The following is a 19,674-nucleotide window of genomic DNA, read 5'->3' as shown; positions in this document are numbered from 1 at the left end:
AAGATCTGGTATATACGAAACTCAAGTATTCTAAACTTTAAATAGCTTTTATTATGAGAAATCCTCGCTTAGCTGGTTTTGGCAAACGGTTTGTCGCTTTTATAATAGATTTTATAGTAGTCAGTATCATTTTTGCTTTGATTGTAGGTGCTGCAATCTCATTAGGATTCTACAGTATTTTAGGCCTGAGCGATTCAGAAGGAGAGTTTACGGTGGGCAGTATTATTACATTAATTATGACGGGTATAAGCCTTCTTGTAATTTTTTCGTTTACGATGGTAATACCTTTTATTTATGAACTATTAATGACCGGGTCTTCAAAACAAGCGACTGTAGGGAAATTGATAATGAATATAAAAGTGATAAAAGAGAATGGTCAAAAACTAACCATGGAAGATGCGCTTATAAGAGTATTGGTAAAATATATCTCACTCAATTTCTGCTTTTTATTATTCCTGGCTTGTTTATTTAATAAAGAAGAACAGAACTTACACGATTTAGCCGCAAGGACATTAGTAGTTGAAGATGAAATCGAGAGCTTTAAAACCAGATAAGTTTGGATATAAGATTATATTAGCGGTAATAGTATTCACTATTACCGTTTATTATTTTTATTACCCATCTCTTGGCCATTTTCTGGGGATACAATGTCTATTCAATAAAACTACTGGATTATATTGTCTGGGGTGCGGTGGTCAAAGAGCATTCCATGCGCTATTACACGGAGATTTTATAACTGCCGCTCAGGATAATCTTTTGATTTTTTTAGTTTTGCCTTTGATAGGTGTTAAGCTGTTTGAAGAATTCAGTAAAAGAAAAATCATTCCTGATGTGTTCTTTACCCGAAAGTTTGTTCTGCCGGTATTGCTATTTGTAATTCTCTTTACAATACTTCGAAATATCCCAATTGAACCATTTACATATTTGGTACCTTCTACTATGCTAAAATATTAAAATGTAATAATAGCTAAAATTGGTTTTTAATTGTACGAGTTTAAATGATGGCTGCTTTTTTGGTTACTTTTTTTCAGATAAAAAAAGTAACACCCGGGAAGTAGGAAGTTTAGAAAATAGAAAGTGTCATAAAAAATGCTACCCGTAAAACAGGTAGCACCTATCAAATAACAATATATCTTATTTCGCATCAACGACTGCAATAGCTACCATATTTACAATCTCGCGAACTGAACTGCCTAGCTGCAATACGTGAACAGGTTTTTTCATCCCTAATAATATCGGTCCGATTTTCTCAATATTGGCTATTTCCTTCACCAAGTTATAGGCAATATTCGAAGCCGATAGATTCGGGAAAATAAGGGTATTTGCTCCGCCATCTACCAAATCACAGAATGGATGATTCTCACGCAATAAATCCAGATCAAATGGTAAGTGTGCCTGCATTTCACCATCTACAATCATATTTGGATGCTTTTCTTTCAGAATCGCTACTGCCTTCTGCATTTTTACGGCATCATCACCATCAGCACTACCAAAGTTAGAATAAGTCAATAAAGCAATTCTTGGTTTGATATTAAATTTTTCAACCTCTTTGGCGGCTAATTCTGTAATCTCAACAATCTCTTCAGTAGTAGGGTTGAAATTAACAGTCGTATCGGCTAAGAATAAAGGGCCAAATCGACTCATCAGAATATACATTCCTGATACTTTCTTCACGCCTTCCTGACGACCAATAATCTGAAGAGCCGGACGAATCGTTTCAGGGTAATTACGGGTCATACCCCCAATCATCGCATCAGCTTCTCCATTTTCTACCATCATTGCACCAAAGTAGTTACGATTCAGCATCGACATCTTAGCCTCAAATTTATTCGAACCTTTACGTTTGCGCTTTTCATATAAAATATCCCCGAATTTCTGCAAACGGGATTCTTCTTTGCCCGAACGTGGATCAATGATTTCAACGCCTGCAACATCAATGTGGTTTTCCAATACTAATTGATTAATCCTGTTTTCATTACCTAATAAAATAGGAATGGCAATACCATCGTCAATCACCTGTTGAGCTGCTTTCAATACAGTCAGGTTCTCAGCATCAGCAAATACCACACGTTTCAGGTTTTGCTTAGCCTTAGTGATAATTACCTTACTAAGCGTATTATCTTGCCCTAATCGTTTAGATAATTGCGTATCATAAGCCTCCCAATCAATAATAGGGAATTTGGCTACTCCTGTTTCCATTGCCGCTTTAGCAACTGCCGGAGCAACCGTTGTCAATAAGCGAGGGTCGACTGGTTTCGGAATAATATATTTTTTGCCAAAAACCATGTTATTTTCACCGTAGGCCAGGTTTACAATATCTGGTACTGGTTTTTTTGCCAAATCAGCCAAGGCTCTCACTGCAGCTAACTTCATTTCCTCATTAATCACTTTCGAGCGCACATCTAAGGCACCTCTGAATATATAAGGGAACCCTAATACGTTATTTACCTGATTTGGGTAGTCTGAACGACCTGTTGCAAAAATAATATCTTCCCGTGCGGCCATCGCTTCATCGTATGAAATCTCAGGCGTAGGATTAGCCATTGCAAATACAATACAATCTTTCGCCATCGATTGTACCATTTCTTGCTTTAAAGTATTTCCTTTTGATAATCCTATGAAAACATCAGCACCCACTAAGGCATCTGCCAAAGTAGTTTCAGCCGGCAACGCATCATTAGCAAATTCTATTTTCTTTCCATCCAGATTTGTACGGCTTGGGTGAATCAACCCTTTGCTATCAAACATAAAAATGTTTTTCTTCTGAGCGCCTAAGGAATTATACAAACGGGTACAAGAAATAGCCGAAGCTCCTGCACCATTTATCACGATTCTTATATCTTCAAATTTTTTCTCTACCAACTCCAATGCATTTAATAAGGCAGCAGCAGAGATAATAGCCGTTCCATGCTGGTCGTCATGCATTACCGGAATATTCATCTCGGCTTTCAGACGTTCTTCTATTTCAAAACACTCAGGTGCCGAAATATCTTCCAGATTTACCCCACCAAAGGTAGGCTCAAGAATTTTTACGGTTCTTACAAACTCATCTACATCTTTTGTATTCAATTCAATATCAAATACATCAATATCAGCATATATTTTAAATAATAGCCCTTTCCCTTCCATTACAGGCTTGCCGGCTTCGGGGCCGATATCACCCAAGCCTAAGACGGCCGTACCGTTAGAAATCACTGCCACCAGGTTGCCTTTGGCTGTGTATTTATAAACGTCTTCCGGATTTTCAAAAATCGCCATACACGGGTCAGCAACCCCTGGCGAGTAGGCTAAAGTCAGGTCTCTTTGAGTGGCTGTTTCTTTTGATGGAATTACCTCAATTTTGCCCGGTCGACCCTTGGCATGATAGTATAAGGCTTCTTCTTTGAGTGTTTTCTTCGTACTCATTTTCGAATAAGTTTTGTTTTCTAGCCCCAAAGGTACGCATAGAAAATTGTTAGATAGAAAGAAAATGTTGTTTTTAGCCTATAAATAGGCTATGATGAAAGTATAATTGATATAATATATGTGTGAAATCGCTAGTTTCTGATATTATCAGTAATGATGTCTTCAACCTTATTGACATTCCTGAAAGCCATCTCCATTTTCTTGCGATCGAATTCATTTTCATTGTTCGAAAGCCAGACAGTGGCTACCCCATTCCCGATAAAATTAGTAATCGCACGTGCTTCTGACATAAATCTGTCGACACCCAATAACAAAGCCAGACCCTCAACCGGAATTACCTTAATCGCTGTCAGTGTAGAAGCCAAAACAATAAATCCACTACCCGTTACGCCTGCGGCTCCTTTTGATGTTACCATTAGAATACCAATGATTGTCAGAATCTGCTTAATATCCAAATGTACATTAAATACTTGTGCTAAGAATATAACGGCCATTGAAAGGTAAATAGTAGTTCCATCGAGATTAAAAGAATATCCTGCCGGAACAACCAGACCTACCACAGATTTAGAACAACCCATCTTTTCTAATTTTTCCATTAGAGAAGGTAGAGCGGCTTCCGACGATGACGTACCCAGCACAATTAATAGTTCTTCTCTGATATATTTCAGGAAACCCCAAAGGCTGATTTTATAATAGCGCAGAATAAAATAAAGCACCACAAAAATGAAAACGGCCATAGTTGTATAAACCGTTGCCATCAGTTTAGCTAAAGGCAATAGAGTCTTAATGCCATATTTGGCGATTGTAAATGCCATTCCACCGAAAGCACCAATCGGAGCAAATAGCATCACTTTATGCAGCGCCCAGAAAACTTTTTTGGAAATAGGAGAGAGAAAATTAACTACCGCCTGACGACCGGAATAATTACTTAATACTATACCTAATATAATAGCTACTACCAATACTTGCAGTGTTACATTGTCCCAAAAGAATTTCATCCAGCTAAAGTGATCGGCACTCTGTGTATATTTTGAAATATCACCACCTTTTATATCCTGAGTAACTACGCCATCGCCCGGACGAAGAATATTGGCTACAAAAATACCCACTATTAAAGCAATTGTTGTCACAATCTCAAAGTAGAGTAAGGCTTTTGCACCTACTTTACCTACTTTTTTCAAATCTCCCATGGAGATAATCCCCAAGGTAATGGTAAGGAAGATAATGGGGTTGATAAAAAGCTTGACAGTGCTAATAAACATACTACTTAGAAACTCACTGAAAGTGGTTTTGATTTCAAATTCTGAGATAAACAGATTGAATTTGACACCTTTTTCGAGGATAGGTTTTAAGGCAAATTCAGGATTGTAATGCCCTAATAAAATACCACAAATAATGGCAGTTAATACCCAGAAGGTAAGGTTGGTAAAGAGTTTTTTCATGCTGTTTAGGCTATAGTTTTTTCCCACTGAGGAATAGGGTTTCTGTTATATTTTTACTCGTATCGCTATCCAGCACGATTTTCCAACGATCATTGATTTTACGAAGCACAACTGTGAATTTTCCGTAAAAACTACCGGTTTTGCCGTTGGCATCTGTTGTGGTAACTTTATAATAACCTACTTCAAAAGCAGAGGTTTCGTTATGAACACGTTCTTCAAAACTGAATTCAATGGCCTGTCTCCTTTTATGTCTGAAATTATATTCATTGTTTTGCTGATTATTCAGACTATATTCATCATAGGTATAAATCTTTTTCGAGTCAACAGGTATCCGAAGCAAATCTCTTGAGTGCAGATTCATAAAGCCAATCGCATCCATATTACCATAAGTCTTTATAAATGGTAACCATACTTGGGTATTAATCTCAGCTTCAATTATATCTGTTTGAGCAAAAGTGGTAAAAAAACTACACATCAGAAGGGCACAGAGTAGCGTTTTCATGCGTTTTGTGGCAATAGTGCTTGATAATTAGGTTCCAAAACAAATGTAAGCATTTAATTCAGTTGCGTAAATGAATAGACTTGTTTTCTTTAAATTCATAAATTTAACAATAGATTGTTATGAGTTTTTATGTTATGATGCCACACTAATATATAAAGTTGGCGGTTAAATAAAAATGGAAACTCTTGCCCCAAAAAAAATTGAACCTAAAATAGAGTAATAGCTGTTTCTAATTCAAATGATACCAGACCAAATGACTAGAACCACAAAGGAAGAAAAAGAGGATAAAATAGATATACGTCAAAGACTTAAAGCACTCAATAATCTACCCATATTTATTAAAGAAGTTTATCAGACTTCGCCTGCTTTGGCATCTGGTAATATTATTCTCAGGCTTATTCGCTCAGCAATTCCTTTGCTGGTTTTATATATCGGGAAATTATTGATTGATGAGGTGATTTTTATAATCGATAAGAAATCTACTGATTATAATCATCTATGGCTTTTGATTGGTATCGAATTCGGTTTGGTAATCATCAGTGATTTATTGGCAAGAGGCATCAGTCTGACAGATAGTTTATTGGGGGATATGTTTGCCAATAAAACTTCTATTAAATTAATGGAACACGCCGCGTCTCTGGATTTAGCACAATTTGAGGATGCAACCTTTTATGACAAACTGGAAAGAGCCAGGCAACAGGTAATGGGACGAACAGCTTTGCTTTCGCAGACATTAGCGCAAGGACAAGATGCTATTACGATGGGTAGCTTATTGATAGGTCTTTTTACGTTTAATCCATGGTTGATATTATTGCTTTTAGTGGCTGTAATTCCGTCTTTTTTAGGGGAGTTACATTTCAATGCCCGAAGTTATTCACTCCAAAGAGGCTGGACACCTCAACGGCGAGAACTCGATTATTACCGATATATAGGTGCCAGTGATGAAACCGCCAAAGAAGTAAAACTGTTTGGGCTGTCAGGTTTTCTAATTGAGCGTTTTCGTAATTTATCTACCCGTTATTTTAATGAAAACAAAAAACTATCCATTCAAAGAGCATCATGGGGAAGCCTTTTAGTTGCCATTGGTACAATCGGTTACTTTTCTGCTTATAGTATTATTGTTTTCGAAACTGTGAAAGGGGTTGTTAGTATTGGTAGCCTTACTTTCCTAACGGGCTCATTCCGTCAATTACAATCATTATTAGAGGGCATTCTTGGCCGTTTTACCAGTATTTCGCAAGGATCCTTATATTTGAATGATTTATTTGATTTCTATAAAATCGCTCCGACAATTGTTTCACCTGCCAAACCAAGACCCGTTCCTGATCCTATCAGAGAAGGTTTTACTTTTGAGAATGTTGGTTTTAAATATCCAAATTCAGAACGTTGGGCCAACCGAAATTTGACTTTTACATTGAACGTGGGTGAAAAACTGGCATTAGTAGGAGAAAACGGTTCAGGTAAAACAACACTTGTTAAACTTCTGGCACGTTTATACGACCCGGATGAAGGAAGAATATTGCTCGATGGATACGATTTGAGAGAATATGATTTGGCTGAGCTTCGCCAACAAATAGGTATTATTTTTCAGGATTTTCAACGTTTTCAGTTTACGGCCGGAGATAATATTGCCGTAGGTGATATTGACTCGTTAGATAATCTGAATCATCTGGAAAGAGCCGCCGGGCAAAGTCTGGCTGATACAGTCATTGAAAAATTACCGCTCAAATATAAACAACCCTTAGGCAGAAGATTTGCCAAAGGCATAGAGTTATCAGGAGGAGAATGGCAGAAGGTGGCTCTCGCCAGAGCTTATCTGAGAGAAGCCAATGTAATAATTCTGGATGAACCTACGGCCGCTCTTGATGCCCGTGCTGAGTATGAGGTATTCCGCCGATTTGCTGAGCTGACTAAGGGCAAGACCGCAATTTTAATTTCTCATCGTTTCTCAACCGTAAGAATGGCAGATCGTATTCTGGTTTTGGACAAAGGTCAGTTGCTTGAAATCGGCAGCCATGAAGAATTACTGGCTAAGAATGGGAGATATGCTGAATTGTTTTATTTGCAGGCTGAGGGGTATAGGTAGAGTTATTGATGATGAAGAATAAATTTTAAAGTAACATGCTCCATTCTTTCAACGCAAAAATCTACCAAACCGGAATAAACTGGGCCGTTGATGTGCCGGAAGAAATTACTGTGCAATTGGAGAAACAAAAAGGCTATATCAAAATCAAGGGGCAGATAAACGATTTTGATTTTGCACAAACGCTGGTGCCCGTTAAGAATTCACCTTATAGACTCTTTGTCAATGCAATCATGATGAAAGGGGGGAAGACCGCTTTGGGAGAAGTAGCAATGTTTATGATTGAACAAGATTTTACTACAGAAGATAAAAGATACCCAATGCCTGATTTACTGGCAAAAGCTTTGCTTGAAAACGAGTTAGAACCTATATTTGAAAATCTGACGGATGCTCGCAAAAAAGACATTCTTAAATATCTCTTCTATGTAAAAACGGAAGAAACGATGCAGAAGAACATAGAGAAACTGATTGCTCAATTGAAAGATAATGTGAAAAATGTGAGAATTCCATGAAAGTCAGATTGATAGTTATTCGTACAAAAGAACCCCAGAAATTGGCGGAGTTTTATAGTTTAATGGGTTTGGCTTTTGAATATCATAAACATGGCAATTCTCCTTATCACTATTCTGCCACAGTTAATGGATTGGTTTTTGAAATATATCCACTCACAAAAACTCAAATAGAGGCAGATAAGCATATGAGATTAGGTTTTGAAATAGATAATTTTGATGAAACCTTAGTCTTGTTAAGAGAAAGAGGCTTTTTATTGTCAGAGCCTACTCAGACAGACTTTGGGACAATCGCTATTGCCTCCGACCATGATGGAAGAAAGATTGAATTGTATAAAAATTAAAACCAGCTAAGCCATTTTCAAAAAGCAGGATATCTATTGAAGAAGAATGCTTAAAAAGCTTCTTAATATCTTACACTTACATTATCCTTCCCAAAGCGCCAAAGCAATCCGTAACTTTCCATAATCATATAACCCTTCCAAATCATCAAATAGCGGTTTCAAGGCATCTCCTTTTTGCATATTCAGGCGCATGGCCGAGGCTATAATCTGATTATATTCATAGCTTGGTATTAAATCTCTTAGATTAATCTCATTCCCTTCTTCTTTTAGTTTTACCAGATGGCTGATAATTGTAACTGGGCTAAGATTTCTCCTTTGTGCAATATCTTCAACCGATAGCCCCTTTTCATAAAGGTCTAAAGTTTCAACATAAGTAAAGCCTTTTACAATCCTTGTTTTGCCTGGTTCTGTGTTTTCTCTAGCAAAGTCTAGAATTTCATTGATAAACCGCTCACCGAATTGCTTAAACTTCTGTTCTCCTACACCCGATACCGCCAACATCTGAATCTTATTAATCGGCTTTTTCTGAGCCATGTCTGACAAAGTGGCATCTGAGAAAACCACAAAAGGAGGGAGGCTCAACTCATCCGCTATTTTCTTGCGTAATATTCTTAGTTTTTCAAACAGTGCATCTTTAATAACTTCTTTCTTCGATTTCTCTTTTGGTGCTTCTTCTTCCTGACGAGCTTTTTTGACCTCATAAGGTTCAAACTTCACCAACTCAACCTTTCTCTCACTCTTCAATACCTGCCACGATAAAGCATTCAGTTTTAAAGAATGCCTTTCATCATAAGCAATATCAATAATGCCCGAATTAAGCATTTGGGTAATATAATCGGCCCATTCTTCATATCTAAGTTCTTTACCTACACCAAAGGTTTTGAGCAGATGATACTGATGCTCAAAAACATTTCGGTTCTGTGCGCCTCTTAAAATATCAATTAATAAACCCATCGCTACTTTTTCCTCAGCTCTGGCAATAGCAGATAGGGCTTTTTGCGCAAAAATAGTCGCATCAAATTTCACAGGTGGGTTTTGGCATACATCGCAATTGCCACAATCATTCTGGGCTTCTTCGTTAAAATAGCTCAATAATACGCGACGTCGGCAAATCTCTGTTTCGGCATATTGCTTCATCCGGTCGAGTTTCGCCAGTTGTACCTCTTTCATTTCAGGAGGCAATTCAGATTTGTCTATCATCTCCTTGCGGGTGACAATATCTGCAAAACTATAAAACAACAGCGTTTCAGAAGGCAAACCATCACGACCTGCCCGACCAATTTCCTGATAAAAACTCTCTACGTTTGAAGGCAGGCTATAATGCACCACAAATCGCACATTCGATTTATCTATCCCCATTCCAAAAGCAATGGTAGCTACTATTACCTGAATTTCATCTTTGATGAAAGCATCCTGTACTTCTGAACGAGTTTTTATGTCAACCCCGGCATGGTAGTGCATGGCTTTAACTCCTAGTTTTCTTAATCCCTCGGCTACTTCCTCTGTATTCTTACGACTCAGACAATAAATAATCCCTGAATCCTTTGGTCTTTGGGCTATGAACTGATGAATTACTTTTAAACGATTCCGTCCGGGAGATACGGCAAGTCTTAGATTCGGTCTGTCAAATGAAGAAATAAATACCTTGGCATCTGGTACGCCCAATTGTTTCAGAATATCTTTTCTGGTAATTCTGTCAGCTGTTGCTGTTAATGCTACCATAGGCTTATCTGGAAAAGCCTCTTTTAAAACATATAACTGGGTATATTCTGGTCTGAAATCATGCCCCCATGTAGAAACGCAATGTGATTCATCAATGGCAACCAAGGATATATTCAGTGTTTTAACAAAGTCAAGATAGTTGGGAGTCAGTAGTTTTTCAGGCGAGACATACAATAGTTTTAATATTCCTGAACGACATTGTAATTCAATATCCCTTTGTTCGCTTGCCGTCAAAGTACTATTAATAAAAGCAGCCGGAATGCCATTCGCTTGCAGTGCCTGAACCTGGTCTTTCATAAGAGCAATTAGTGGAGAGATTACCAACGTTAATCCATCCAGAACCATTGCAGGCACCTGAAAGCAGATAGATTTACCTCCACCAGTTGGCATCAGTACCAAGCAATCCTGTTTAGCTAGAATAGTGTCAATAATATCAGATTGAAGAGGGCGGAAGGTATCGTAGCCAAAATATTTTTTAAGAACCTGTTCTTTAGTCATTCTTAGTGTAATGCAATTTTTAACAAAATAATAAATAATTCTCCTAACTCCATAAAATCCTCTTAATTTTACAAAAGTATAACTCAACAAACCTAAAATATTGTATGAAAAAAAGCTTCATAGCCCTTATTTTTCTTAGTTCCTCGTCATTTGTTTATGCACAAAATAGCCCCTCTTCAGAAAAAGTAAAACAATACGCCGCTACGATTTCTGCCGATAATCTTAAAAAAGACCTTACCTATATCGCCTCTGATGAGCTCGAAGGCCGTGATACGGGCTCGGAAGGGCAAAGAAAAGCGGCCGATTATATCGCCAAACGCTTTGCTGATTTAGGCTTGCAGCCATTAGCTTCTGACGGAAAGGATGGCAAAGGATATTTTCAGTTTTTCAATCTTTATAGAAAAGGCTGGAAAGATGCTTATATTAAAATAGGAAATAAGAAAAAAGAGTTTTTCAAAGACTATTATCCTAATGGATTGACAAGTATTCCACAGGAAGAATCGTTAAAAGTAGTTTTCGCTGGTTATGGTATTGAATCTGATACTTATAATGATTACAAAGATATTGATGTAAAAGGCAAAGCCGTAGTAATTTTAGATGGTGAGCCGAAGAATGCTTCAGGCAAATATTATCTCACGAAGGATGGCGAAAAATCTGAATGGGAAGATAAAACCGGATGGCAGAAAAAAATGAATATAGCTCTTAATAAAGGCGCTAAAATGTTTTTTGTGGTGACAGATTCAGACGAGTCTCAATTCAAAACATTAGCAGCTGAAAGAAAAGCTGTGCTCTCTCGTTTCAACCGTATGTCTTTTACAGAGGCAACTGGCCCTGAACAAGCGACATCTAATCCTACTTTTTACATTTCAAAAGCAATGGCTGCTGAAATGATGGCTACCAAACCTAAAAAATTTGAGAAGCTGGTAAGCAAAATCACCAGCACTGGTGAAAGCACAGCCGGAAGCGCTAAAGAATCAACCGTCTCAGTAAAAGCCGAGAGAGGAGAGGTGCCGATACAAACACAAAACGTACTGGGCTTTCTTGAAGGAACTGATAAGAAGGATGAAGTTATCCTGATTACAGCTCACTACGACCACGTAGGCATCCAGAACGGACAGATTCACAATGGCGCTGATGATGATGGCTCAGGTACTTGTGCGGTATTAGAATTAGCCAGAGCATTCTCTCAGGCTAAAAAAGAGGGTAACGGCCCACGTAGAAGCATTTTGTTTATGACCGTAACGGGTGAGGAAAAAGGCTTATTAGGCTCACAATATTATGCAGATAAAGCTCCGGTTATTCCGATAGAGAAAACAGTTTGTGACCTGAATATTGATATGATTGGCCGTATTGATAAGGAACATGCCCCTAAAGAAGATTATGTATATTTGATAGGTTCAGATAAATTATCTTCTGAGTTACATAAAATAAGCGAAGAAGCAAACAATAATTCTGTCAAATTCCAGTTGGATTATACATACAACGATCCTAAAGACCCTAATCGCTTTTACTATCGTTCAGATCATTACAACTTCGCAAAACATAAAATTCCCGTTATCTTCTATTTTACAGGAGTTCATGCCGATTATCATCGTCCGGGGGATGATGTAGAAAAAATACTTTTCCCGAAATATAGGCAGATAACTGAATTAGTGTTTACAACAGCATGGGAAGTAGCAAATCGTGAAGAAAGAATTAAGGTAGATAGTAATAAGCCTTAAATTGGGCGTATATAGATAAATTTAGCTTATTTTTTGAAGAATTCTTTGTGAACGAAATCTTTAGTTATAGAAAACAAACTTGATTATTTAACTATCTGATAATGAAAAAGTTATGTTTTTATACTTCACATTAAAAAGAAATAAATAATCTTTAAAAAGTGCAAAAGTTTAATTTGCTAATAAAAAATTATCATTGCGGATATTTTTTGTTTCGCCGAATTTGCTTAAACTTGTCCCATGATTGAAAAGAATATAAGACAGGTTTTTACAAAATTTTCTATTAATAATATTCTTTCTTTTAAAATTTTCACTTTTATTTACCAAAAAATTCATTGTTTCATTTTTTAAAACCCTAAAATTTTCAAAGCTAATGGAAAAAAAGACTACAGCCCCAGCAGCAAAACCAGCAGCCCCTAAGTCTTCAAGTGGTGGATTGAATCCAGCGTTCGTTATCCCAATTTTACTCGTTATCGGTTTCTGTTTATGGTATTTCATCTTAGGAGATGCTTCAAACTTCTCTGACCCAGAAACAAAACACAAACCAACTACTGCTATGGGTATAGTTTATTCAGGTGGTATTATTGTACCTATCCTATTAACCTTTATGCTTTCAGTATTAGTGTTTTCAATTGAGCGTTTCATCACGATCAATAAAGCTTCTGGAACTGGTGATTTAGATGCTTTTGTACGTAAAGTACGTTCATTAGTAGACTCAAACAACATTGCTGAAGCGATTAAAGAATGTGACAAACAAAAAGGTTCAGTAGGTAATGTTACTAAAACTGCTCTTCAAAAGTATAGCCAACTAGCTGCTGATGATTCAATGGCTAAAGACCAGAAATTGGTTGCTTTACAAAAAGAAGTTGAAGAAGCTACTACTTTAGAGCTTCCAATGTTGGAGAAAAACCTAACAATCCTTTCAACACTTGCATCAGTATCAACACTTGTAGCCCTACTAGGAACTGTAATCGGTATGATTCGTTCATTCTTTGCACTTGGTTCTGGTGGTGGTGCTCCAGATGCATCTGCTCTTGCAACTGGTATTGCTGAGGCCTTGATCAATACGGCCTTAGGTATCGGTACATCAGCAATCGCTATCATCATGTATAACTTGTTTACCTCAAAAATAGATACGCTTACTTACAAAATTGACGAGATCGGAATGAGCCTTCAGCAAAACTTCGCTGCTCATCACTAAGATAAAGCAGTAAAGTAAAATAGTTTGTTTAATTTAAACTTTCGAACTAAGCTATGGCAGCACCGAAACCAGCCAGAAAAAGTCCATCAATGGATATGACTGCGATGTGTGATGTTGCGTTCCTACTCCTTACATTCTTCATCATGACTACACAGTTCAAAAGTCAGGAGTCTGTAACAGTAGATACGCCCTCATCAGTCTCAGAAATTAAAGTTGAAGACAAGGATATGGCTACAATTACAATTGACAAAGACGGCAAATATTATTTTGGCGTTACAAACCCCGCTGACAGATACTCACTTATTCAGAAAATGAATGAGAAGTATGGTGCTGGGCTATCAGAATCGCAACAAGCGAGTTTTACAAAATTAGCTGAAACTGGTGTTTCAATTAATGCATTAAAACAATACTTGTCGTTACCTGATGCTCAGAAAGGACAAGTAAGAATTGACGGTATTCCAAACGACAGTACCAAAAGTGAATTAGTTGACTGGGTTAAAACATATTTGACCGATATCAATAAAAAAGCTAAATTGGCTGTTCGTGGTGACGTGAAAACGCAATACCCTGCAATCAAGAAATTGTTTACTGAATTAGGTAAAAGTGAAATTAACAAGTTTCAGTTAATTACCGACTCAGAAAACAAAGAAGATAAGTAATATTCATTGAACCCTTAAATTACCAGATAGAAAATGGCAGAAATACAGGAATCCGGTGGTGGTGGGAAGAAAGGCGGTGGTAAGGTTCGGTCCAAAAAATCAGGTGGTAAACCTGATATGACACCTATGGTGGATTTGGGCTTCTTACTTATCACATTCTTTATGTATACCACTACGTTCGGCAAGCCCAATATGATGAAGCTGAATATGCCTGATAAACCAAAAGAGAATGATCCGCCGCCACCAGAAGTAAAGGTAACCAATACCATTACTGTTTTGATGGGCAAAGACGACAGAATATTTTGGTATCAGAAACCTCTTCCAGAATTAACATTGGCTGATATTAACGAAACAGACTACTCTCCTGAAGGTATCAGAAAATCTGTTTTAGTGAAAAAAGCAAATGCACTTGATATTAGTAAGTTTACAGTAATCATTAAACCAAGTGATGAAGCAAACTGGAAGAATACAGTAGATATTTTGGACGAAATGGCAATTACAAAGTCTGACCGCTACGCAATTGTTGATTTAGCTCCGAAAGAAAAGGAACTGCTTGATCAAAAACTGGCAGAACCGAAGAAATAAGTAATCTAAGGAAAAACAAACAAACCAATGGAAGCAAAAAATGCTAAAAACATCACCTTAGATGAAATCGTATTCGAAGGACGTAACAAGGACTACGGTGCATATTCACTAAGGAAAAATTACTCAAAGTACCTGACAAGAGCAGCACTTATAGGTATTGGTATTTTTGGTGGAGCATTGCTGGCAGCTTGGAGTATCAACAAATTTGGCGCTAATAAAGAAGAAGATCTTCAAAGCGTTGAAATTGACCTCTCTAAGTTAAAGGAAGAAGCCCCGGAAGAAAAGAAACCGGATATTCCTCCTCCGCCGCCAGAGCCAGAACCACCAAAACCAGAAGTGGCTCAAATCAAGTTCATTCCGCCTGAACCTAAGGCCGATGAAGAAGTAAAGAATGAAGAACCGCCACCAAAAGTGGAAGAGGTTGAAAATAAGGTTATTTCAAACGTAACCAAAGAGGGTGCTGAAACAGAAGAGGTAGCTGCAGCTCCCCCTCCGGTAGAAGCTCCAAAACCTGCTGAAATCGAGCAACCAAAAGAAGACGAAATCTTTACAACGGTTGAGCAAAACCCTGAGTTCCCAGGTGGTATCAAGGAAATGTATGCCTATATTGGTAAAAACCTTAAATATCCATCAGCGGCGCAACGTGCAAACGTTTCAGGAAAAGTATTTGCAAAATTCGTTGTTGAAAGAGATGGTCGTATCGGTGACGTTCAAATTTTGAAGGGAATCGGATTTGGTTGTGATGAAGAAGCGCAACGTGTAATTAAGTCGATGCCAAAATGGAATCCAGGTAAACAAAATGGTCGTAGCGTACGTGTATTCTTCACTATGCCGATCAACTTCCAACTTGAGTAATAATAATGGCAACACGACGTAATTCATCAGATAAGCAGCGTCAGGTATTTCAAAGAGTCCTGCAATTATCTATGGGTTTATTCGCCTTAGTTTATATTGCATTAGGATACTTTGTAATCAAATTGAAGTGGTTGATGGTACCTCTGGCTGATAATCTTGCTTATGCAATGGGTGCACTGCTTGTTGTGTATGGGATTTTCAGAGCCTGGAGAGCGTATATTTCAATCAAGGATTCGATGAATGACTGATTAAATCTTTTTGATATTAGCATGCCACTTTGTATTACAGAGTGGCATGTTTTTTAATTTAGTTTTAATTTTTTTTTAATAATATACCGAATCGCTTGACTTTATCGTTCACTAATACTTAAATTTACATTGTTCATACTTAAACTATAATAAATAACTACCATGAGAAAATTCCTTCTCTTGATAACGTGTGCTTTGCTTTTTTTTAAATGTTCCAAGCCTGAAAAGCCAGATTTACCCAATGACGGCGAAATAACGATTGCAGCCGACGAATCACTAAAACCTATTGTTGAAGCGCAGATAATGGCTTATAATGCCCATTATCCTAAGGCTATTTTGCATGTTAAATATATGCCTGAGCAAAAAGCAATGACTTTACTGATGAAAGACTCAGTAGATATAGCAATAGGCACTCGTGAAGCAACCGACAACGAAAAAGCTATCTATACATCACGAAAAATAGCTTATTTACCTGCAAAAATGGCTCTTGATGGTGTAGCATTAATTGTTAACCCAGGAAATCCGATGGAACATATTTCTTTAAAAGAACTGAAAGAAATATTTGATGGCAATGCGTACTCAGATTATAAGCTGGTTTTTGATAACAGTAATTCGAGTAACCTCAATTATATGATTCAGAAACTGAATATTAAGGATATAAAAAGAGCGAATATTTTCGCGGCCAATGGTAATAAAGATGTAATTGATTATATCGAGAAAAATCCGAAAGCCATAGGTTTGATAGGGGGTAACTGGATTAGCGATTTAGATGACAGAAACAGCCGTACTTTTATCAGCAGAGTAAAAGTGCTCGGTGTATCCGCTTCTGATAATCCAGGCGAAACTGATTATTATAAACCAACTACCGAATCTTTAAAAGCCAGAAAGTATCCATTAGAAAGAAGGGTGTATCTGCATACATTTGATCACTTTGGGCTTACAAAAGCATTCATTCGTTTTTGTTGTGCACAGATAGGTCAGCTGGTAGTAGAAAAGTCCGGATTGATACCTTATTATATCTATCCAAAAGGGGTGGTTATCAATAGAGAACAACCTTTATAGGATAATACAGTGGTAAAATAGAACAATACAGACAAATTTTTTGTTGTATTGATTTACGCTAAAAAAACTTGCATTAACAACTTATTAATAAACCTCGAATAAAAGATTTTGTCTTAATCAATAAATGCAAAAGATTTAAAAAGTTTATATGAACAACAACAAATTTTTTTCTGTTTAAAATAGATTTTTTAACTTTGCTTAATTTTTTTTTAATACAAAGAATTCGTAAACCTAACTTTCAGAGTGAAAATGAACAAGATTTTGAGATCTTTGTCAGTATCAGCGGTGGCGGTGCTGGCGTTGACGTTCCACACTATGGCACAGACAGTGCAGGATGGACTGAGAAATTTGGATGCCGAGCGATACAACGCTGCTGGTACAGTTTTCAATCAATTAGCAACTTCTGCACCAACAGCAGAGAATTTTTTCTATCAGGGATATTATTATCTGAACTTGCCTGAGCCAGATTTAGCTAAAGCGAAAGATGCTTTTACTAAAGGCGCAGCTGTTGATAAAAGACCTGATCCACTCAATCGTGTTGGTTTAGCAGCTGTAAAATTACTTTCGGGTGATAAAGCAGGAGCAAAGGCAGATTTTGATTTGATTAAAAAGGACACTAAAAATAAAAATCCTGAAGTATTATTCAGAATCGGAGAAGCCTATGCGATTTCAGAAGACCCGAAATTGAATGATCCTGCAGAAGCAGTTTTGACTATTCAGGCTGGTTTAGATGTATTAAAAGTTAAAAACAATCCTGACTATTACATTGCTTTAGCAAAAGCTTATTTATTGAAAAATGATGGCGGCGCCGCAATGACAGCCCTTGAGAATGCTTTGAATATGGGACAAAAAGCTGCTATAATTCATACTTTGATGGGTAAAGTGTGGTTTCAGGGTAAAAACTATCAAAAAGCTCAGGGAGAATTTAACGAAGCTATCAAAGCAGATGCAGACCATGCTCCAGCTTATGAGCTTCTGAGTAAATTGTTTCAGGTATTTGGTAAGTATGACTTGGCAGCAAAAAATGCAAAATTGTATCTTGAGAAAAGTGAGCCTTCAGATGCTTCTAAATTAAGATATGTAAAGCTAGCCTTTACCGTAAAAGATTATGATGGAGCTAACAAAGTTTTGAATGAGATTTTTGATAAAATTCAGGATCCGGTTAAATTCCGTTTGAGAGGTTATACACAAGTAGAAAAAGGTGAGTGTGCTGAAGGTATTAAAAACATTCAGGAATTCTTGAAACTAGCACCTCAGGATCGCCATCTGCCACTAGATTATGGTGAAATCGGTCGTGGTTATATCTGTATCAAAGATGATGCAAATAAAGCAGCTAACGATTCAATCGGTATTACTTATATGGAGAAAGCCGTTGAATTGGGCGATACTACAACCAACTACATGAACGACATCGTGAATGTATACAAAGCATCAAAAAGATGGGATAAATTAGCAGCTACTTACGAAAAAGTAATGGCTAAAACTGGTAAAGGTACAGCTACCGACTACTATAACCTGGCGGATGCTTATATGCGTTCGAAGGATTATGTAAATGCTGACTCAGCTTTATCTAAAACTATTATATTGTATAAAGACAGCTGGTTGTATCCTTACATATTGAAAGCACGTGCGAAACAATATGCAAATCCAAACGATTCAACATTTGCAGCTGCACCGCTTTACGAAAAGTATATTACTCTATTGCCAGAAGCAGAAAAAGCTAAAGACAATAACAAAAAATATCTAGCAGAAGCGTATGGTTATTTAGGTGTGAAAGCGCTATTGGTAGACAAAGACACTGCAAAGGCGAAAGAATACATGAACCTTGTATTGACTTATGATCCAACTAACCAACAAGCAACGAAAGTATTGGAAAGCATAAATGGTACAGGTACAACTCCTCCTGCCAATGGTGCAGCTACTCCTCCGGCTAACAACAATCCGTCAGGTAGTGGGCCAAAGGGCTGATAAATTGGAATGAATATAAAAAAACAGCCTGATTTACATTAAATCAGGCTGTTTTTTTTGCCATTAGATAAATTATTTATCCCGATACCATACAAAATATAAATTTTGCTTTTAATTTTGCCGACTTGCTCAAATCAAAACACCATAGAAGCAGTTATTGACCTATCATTTTACTTATGTTTAATCTTGTAATATTTGGACCTCCAGGTGCCGGAAAAGGTACTCAATCAGCTAAAATTATTGACAAATACAAATTGGCTCATATTTCAACCGGCGATATGTTCAGAATGCATATTAGCCAGGATACTGAATTAGGGAAACGAGTAAAGCAGATTCTTGCAGATGGATTATTAGTACCTGACTCTATCACAATTGATATGTTGGAGGAAGAAGTACAAAGAAACCCTGATGTGAGTGGCTTTATTTTTGATGGATTTCCTCGTACAGTGAATCAGGCTGAAGCATTAGACTCATTTTTAACTGGTAAAGGAGAGAAGATTGACCTGGTATTACAATTGGATGTAACGGAAGCCGAAATCAAGAACCGTATTGCAGAAAGAAAAAAAGTAAGCGGCAGAGCTGACGACGACGAAGATAAACTATTGAAACGCATAGACGAATATTTCAGCAAGACTATTCACGTATTACCATTTTATCAGGAACAAGGTAAAGTAGTAAAAGTAAATGGTATTGGCGAGATTGAAACAATATTCGGCACGATTTGTGAAGCAGTAGATAATGCAAAGGTAGATTGAAATTTATTTAGTGATTGAGTGAATGTGTGATTGAGTGATTATACGCACACTTACTGATTTACTAATTAATGAAGTGAAGTCAATCTATAATATAGCTATTTAATCGTCATTATAAATT

Annotated in this window: 18 protein-coding genes; 14 read left to right on the top strand and 4 right to left on the bottom strand. The window is 37.1% G+C overall.

The features are described from left to right. The first annotated feature begins 53 nt into the window (after positions 1–53). Positions 54–554, top strand: coding sequence for an RDD family protein (locus tag ACYVFA_RS01465; RefSeq protein ID WP_460470009.1), 501 nt, complete (start codon positions 54–56; stop codon positions 552–554). Then, positions 526–954, top strand: a complete 429-nt coding sequence (locus tag ACYVFA_RS01460) for a DUF2752 domain-containing protein (RefSeq protein WP_460470008.1) — start codon at positions 526–528, stop codon at positions 952–954. The genes ACYVFA_RS01465 and ACYVFA_RS01460 overlap by 29 nt, the downstream gene beginning before the upstream one ends. 180 nt (positions 955–1,134) lie before the next feature. Here ACYVFA_RS01460 and ACYVFA_RS01455 read toward each other — a convergent pair whose 3' ends face one another. From ACYVFA_RS01455 to ACYVFA_RS01445, 3 genes are all read right to left on the bottom strand, one after another. Continuing rightward, complete coding sequence (locus ACYVFA_RS01455) at positions 1,135–3,405, bottom strand: NADP-dependent malic enzyme (protein ID WP_460470007.1); 2,271 nt, start codon at positions 3,403–3,405, stop codon at positions 1,135–1,137. Between the two features lie 131 nt (positions 3,406–3,536). Then, positions 3,537–4,847, bottom strand: a complete 1,311-nt coding sequence (locus tag ACYVFA_RS01450) for a cation:dicarboxylase symporter family transporter (RefSeq protein WP_460470006.1) — start codon at positions 4,845–4,847, stop codon at positions 3,537–3,539. A gap of 10 nt (positions 4,848–4,857) precedes the next feature. Beyond that, positions 4,858–5,349, bottom strand: coding sequence for a YybH family protein (locus ACYVFA_RS01445; RefSeq protein WP_460470005.1), 492 nt, complete (start codon positions 5,347–5,349; stop codon positions 4,858–4,860). A 253-nt stretch (positions 5,350–5,602) separates the two neighbouring features. Here ACYVFA_RS01445 and ACYVFA_RS01440 point away from each other — a divergent pair, with 253 nt between their 5' ends. From ACYVFA_RS01440 to ACYVFA_RS01430, 3 genes are read left to right on the top strand one after another with little or no spacing between them, the layout of a single operon-like run. Next, positions 5,603–7,435: an ABC transporter ATP-binding protein gene (locus ACYVFA_RS01440; protein ID WP_460470004.1), complete on the top strand. Its 1,833-nt coding sequence runs from the start codon at positions 5,603–5,605 to the stop codon at positions 7,433–7,435. Positions 7,436–7,470: 35 nt separating this feature from the next. After that, complete coding sequence (locus tag ACYVFA_RS01435; protein WP_460470003.1) at positions 7,471–7,944, top strand: YdeI/OmpD-associated family protein; 474 nt, start codon at positions 7,471–7,473, stop codon at positions 7,942–7,944. Then, positions 7,941–8,285, top strand: coding sequence for a VOC family protein (locus tag ACYVFA_RS01430; protein WP_460470002.1), 345 nt, complete (start codon positions 7,941–7,943; stop codon positions 8,283–8,285). The genes ACYVFA_RS01435 and ACYVFA_RS01430 overlap by 4 nt, the downstream gene beginning before the upstream one ends. 81 nt (positions 8,286–8,366) lie before the next feature. Here ACYVFA_RS01430 and recQ read toward each other — a convergent pair whose 3' ends face one another. After that, positions 8,367–10,505 carry a RecQ family ATP-dependent DNA helicase gene (recQ, locus tag ACYVFA_RS01425; protein ID WP_460470001.1) on the bottom strand — a complete coding sequence of 713 codons (2,139 nt, stop codon included), beginning with the start codon at positions 10,503–10,505 and terminating at the stop codon, positions 8,367–8,369. Between the two features lie 104 nt (positions 10,506–10,609). On the opposite strand from recQ, the gene ACYVFA_RS01420 reads away from it, so the two are divergent. The 9 genes from ACYVFA_RS01420 (at position 10,610) to ACYVFA_RS01380 (ending at position 19,556) form a co-directional block, all read left to right on the top strand. Continuing rightward, positions 10,610–12,226: a M28 family peptidase gene (locus ACYVFA_RS01420; RefSeq protein ID WP_460470000.1), complete on the top strand. Its 1,617-nt coding sequence runs from the start codon at positions 10,610–10,612 to the stop codon at positions 12,224–12,226. Between the two features lie 370 nt (positions 12,227–12,596). Then, the gene (locus tag ACYVFA_RS01415) at positions 12,597–13,424 is read left to right on the top strand and encodes a MotA/TolQ/ExbB proton channel family protein (RefSeq protein ID WP_460469999.1); all 828 of its coding nucleotides are present in this window, start codon (positions 12,597–12,599) and stop codon (positions 13,422–13,424) included. Positions 13,425–13,477: 53 nt separating this feature from the next. Then, positions 13,478–14,083 carry an ExbD/TolR family protein gene (locus tag ACYVFA_RS01410; RefSeq protein ID WP_460469998.1) on the top strand — a complete coding sequence of 202 codons (606 nt, stop codon included), beginning with the start codon at positions 13,478–13,480 and terminating at the stop codon, positions 14,081–14,083. A 33-nt stretch (positions 14,084–14,116) separates the two neighbouring features. Then, positions 14,117–14,668 (top strand): ExbD/TolR family protein, encoded by a 552-nt coding sequence (locus ACYVFA_RS01405; RefSeq protein ID WP_460469997.1) that lies wholly within the window; start codon positions 14,117–14,119, stop codon positions 14,666–14,668. 27 nt (positions 14,669–14,695) lie between these two features. After that, on the top strand, positions 14,696–15,523 hold the full coding sequence (locus ACYVFA_RS01400) for an energy transducer TonB (RefSeq protein ID WP_460469996.1): 828 nt from the start codon (positions 14,696–14,698) through the stop codon (positions 15,521–15,523). 5 nt (positions 15,524–15,528) lie between these two features. After that, complete coding sequence (locus ACYVFA_RS01395; RefSeq protein WP_460469995.1) at positions 15,529–15,771, top strand: hypothetical protein; 243 nt, start codon at positions 15,529–15,531, stop codon at positions 15,769–15,771. A 162-nt stretch (positions 15,772–15,933) separates the two neighbouring features. Further along, on the top strand, positions 15,934–16,833 hold the full coding sequence (locus ACYVFA_RS01390; RefSeq protein WP_460469994.1) for a PstS family phosphate ABC transporter substrate-binding protein: 900 nt from the start codon (positions 15,934–15,936) through the stop codon (positions 16,831–16,833). Positions 16,834–17,082: 249 nt separating this feature from the next. Then, positions 17,083–18,801, top strand: coding sequence for a hypothetical protein (locus tag ACYVFA_RS01385; RefSeq protein WP_460469993.1), 1,719 nt, complete (start codon positions 17,083–17,085; stop codon positions 18,799–18,801). Between the two features lie 176 nt (positions 18,802–18,977). Further along, positions 18,978–19,556 (top strand): adenylate kinase family protein, encoded by a 579-nt coding sequence (locus ACYVFA_RS01380; protein WP_460469992.1) that lies wholly within the window; start codon positions 18,978–18,980, stop codon positions 19,554–19,556. The last annotated feature ends 118 nt before the right edge of the window (positions 19,557–19,674 follow it).

This window comes from Emticicia fontis, from assembly GCF_054779675.1.
Note: the sequence above shows the minus strand (reverse complement) of the source record. Positions and strands in the feature narration are given on the sequence as shown.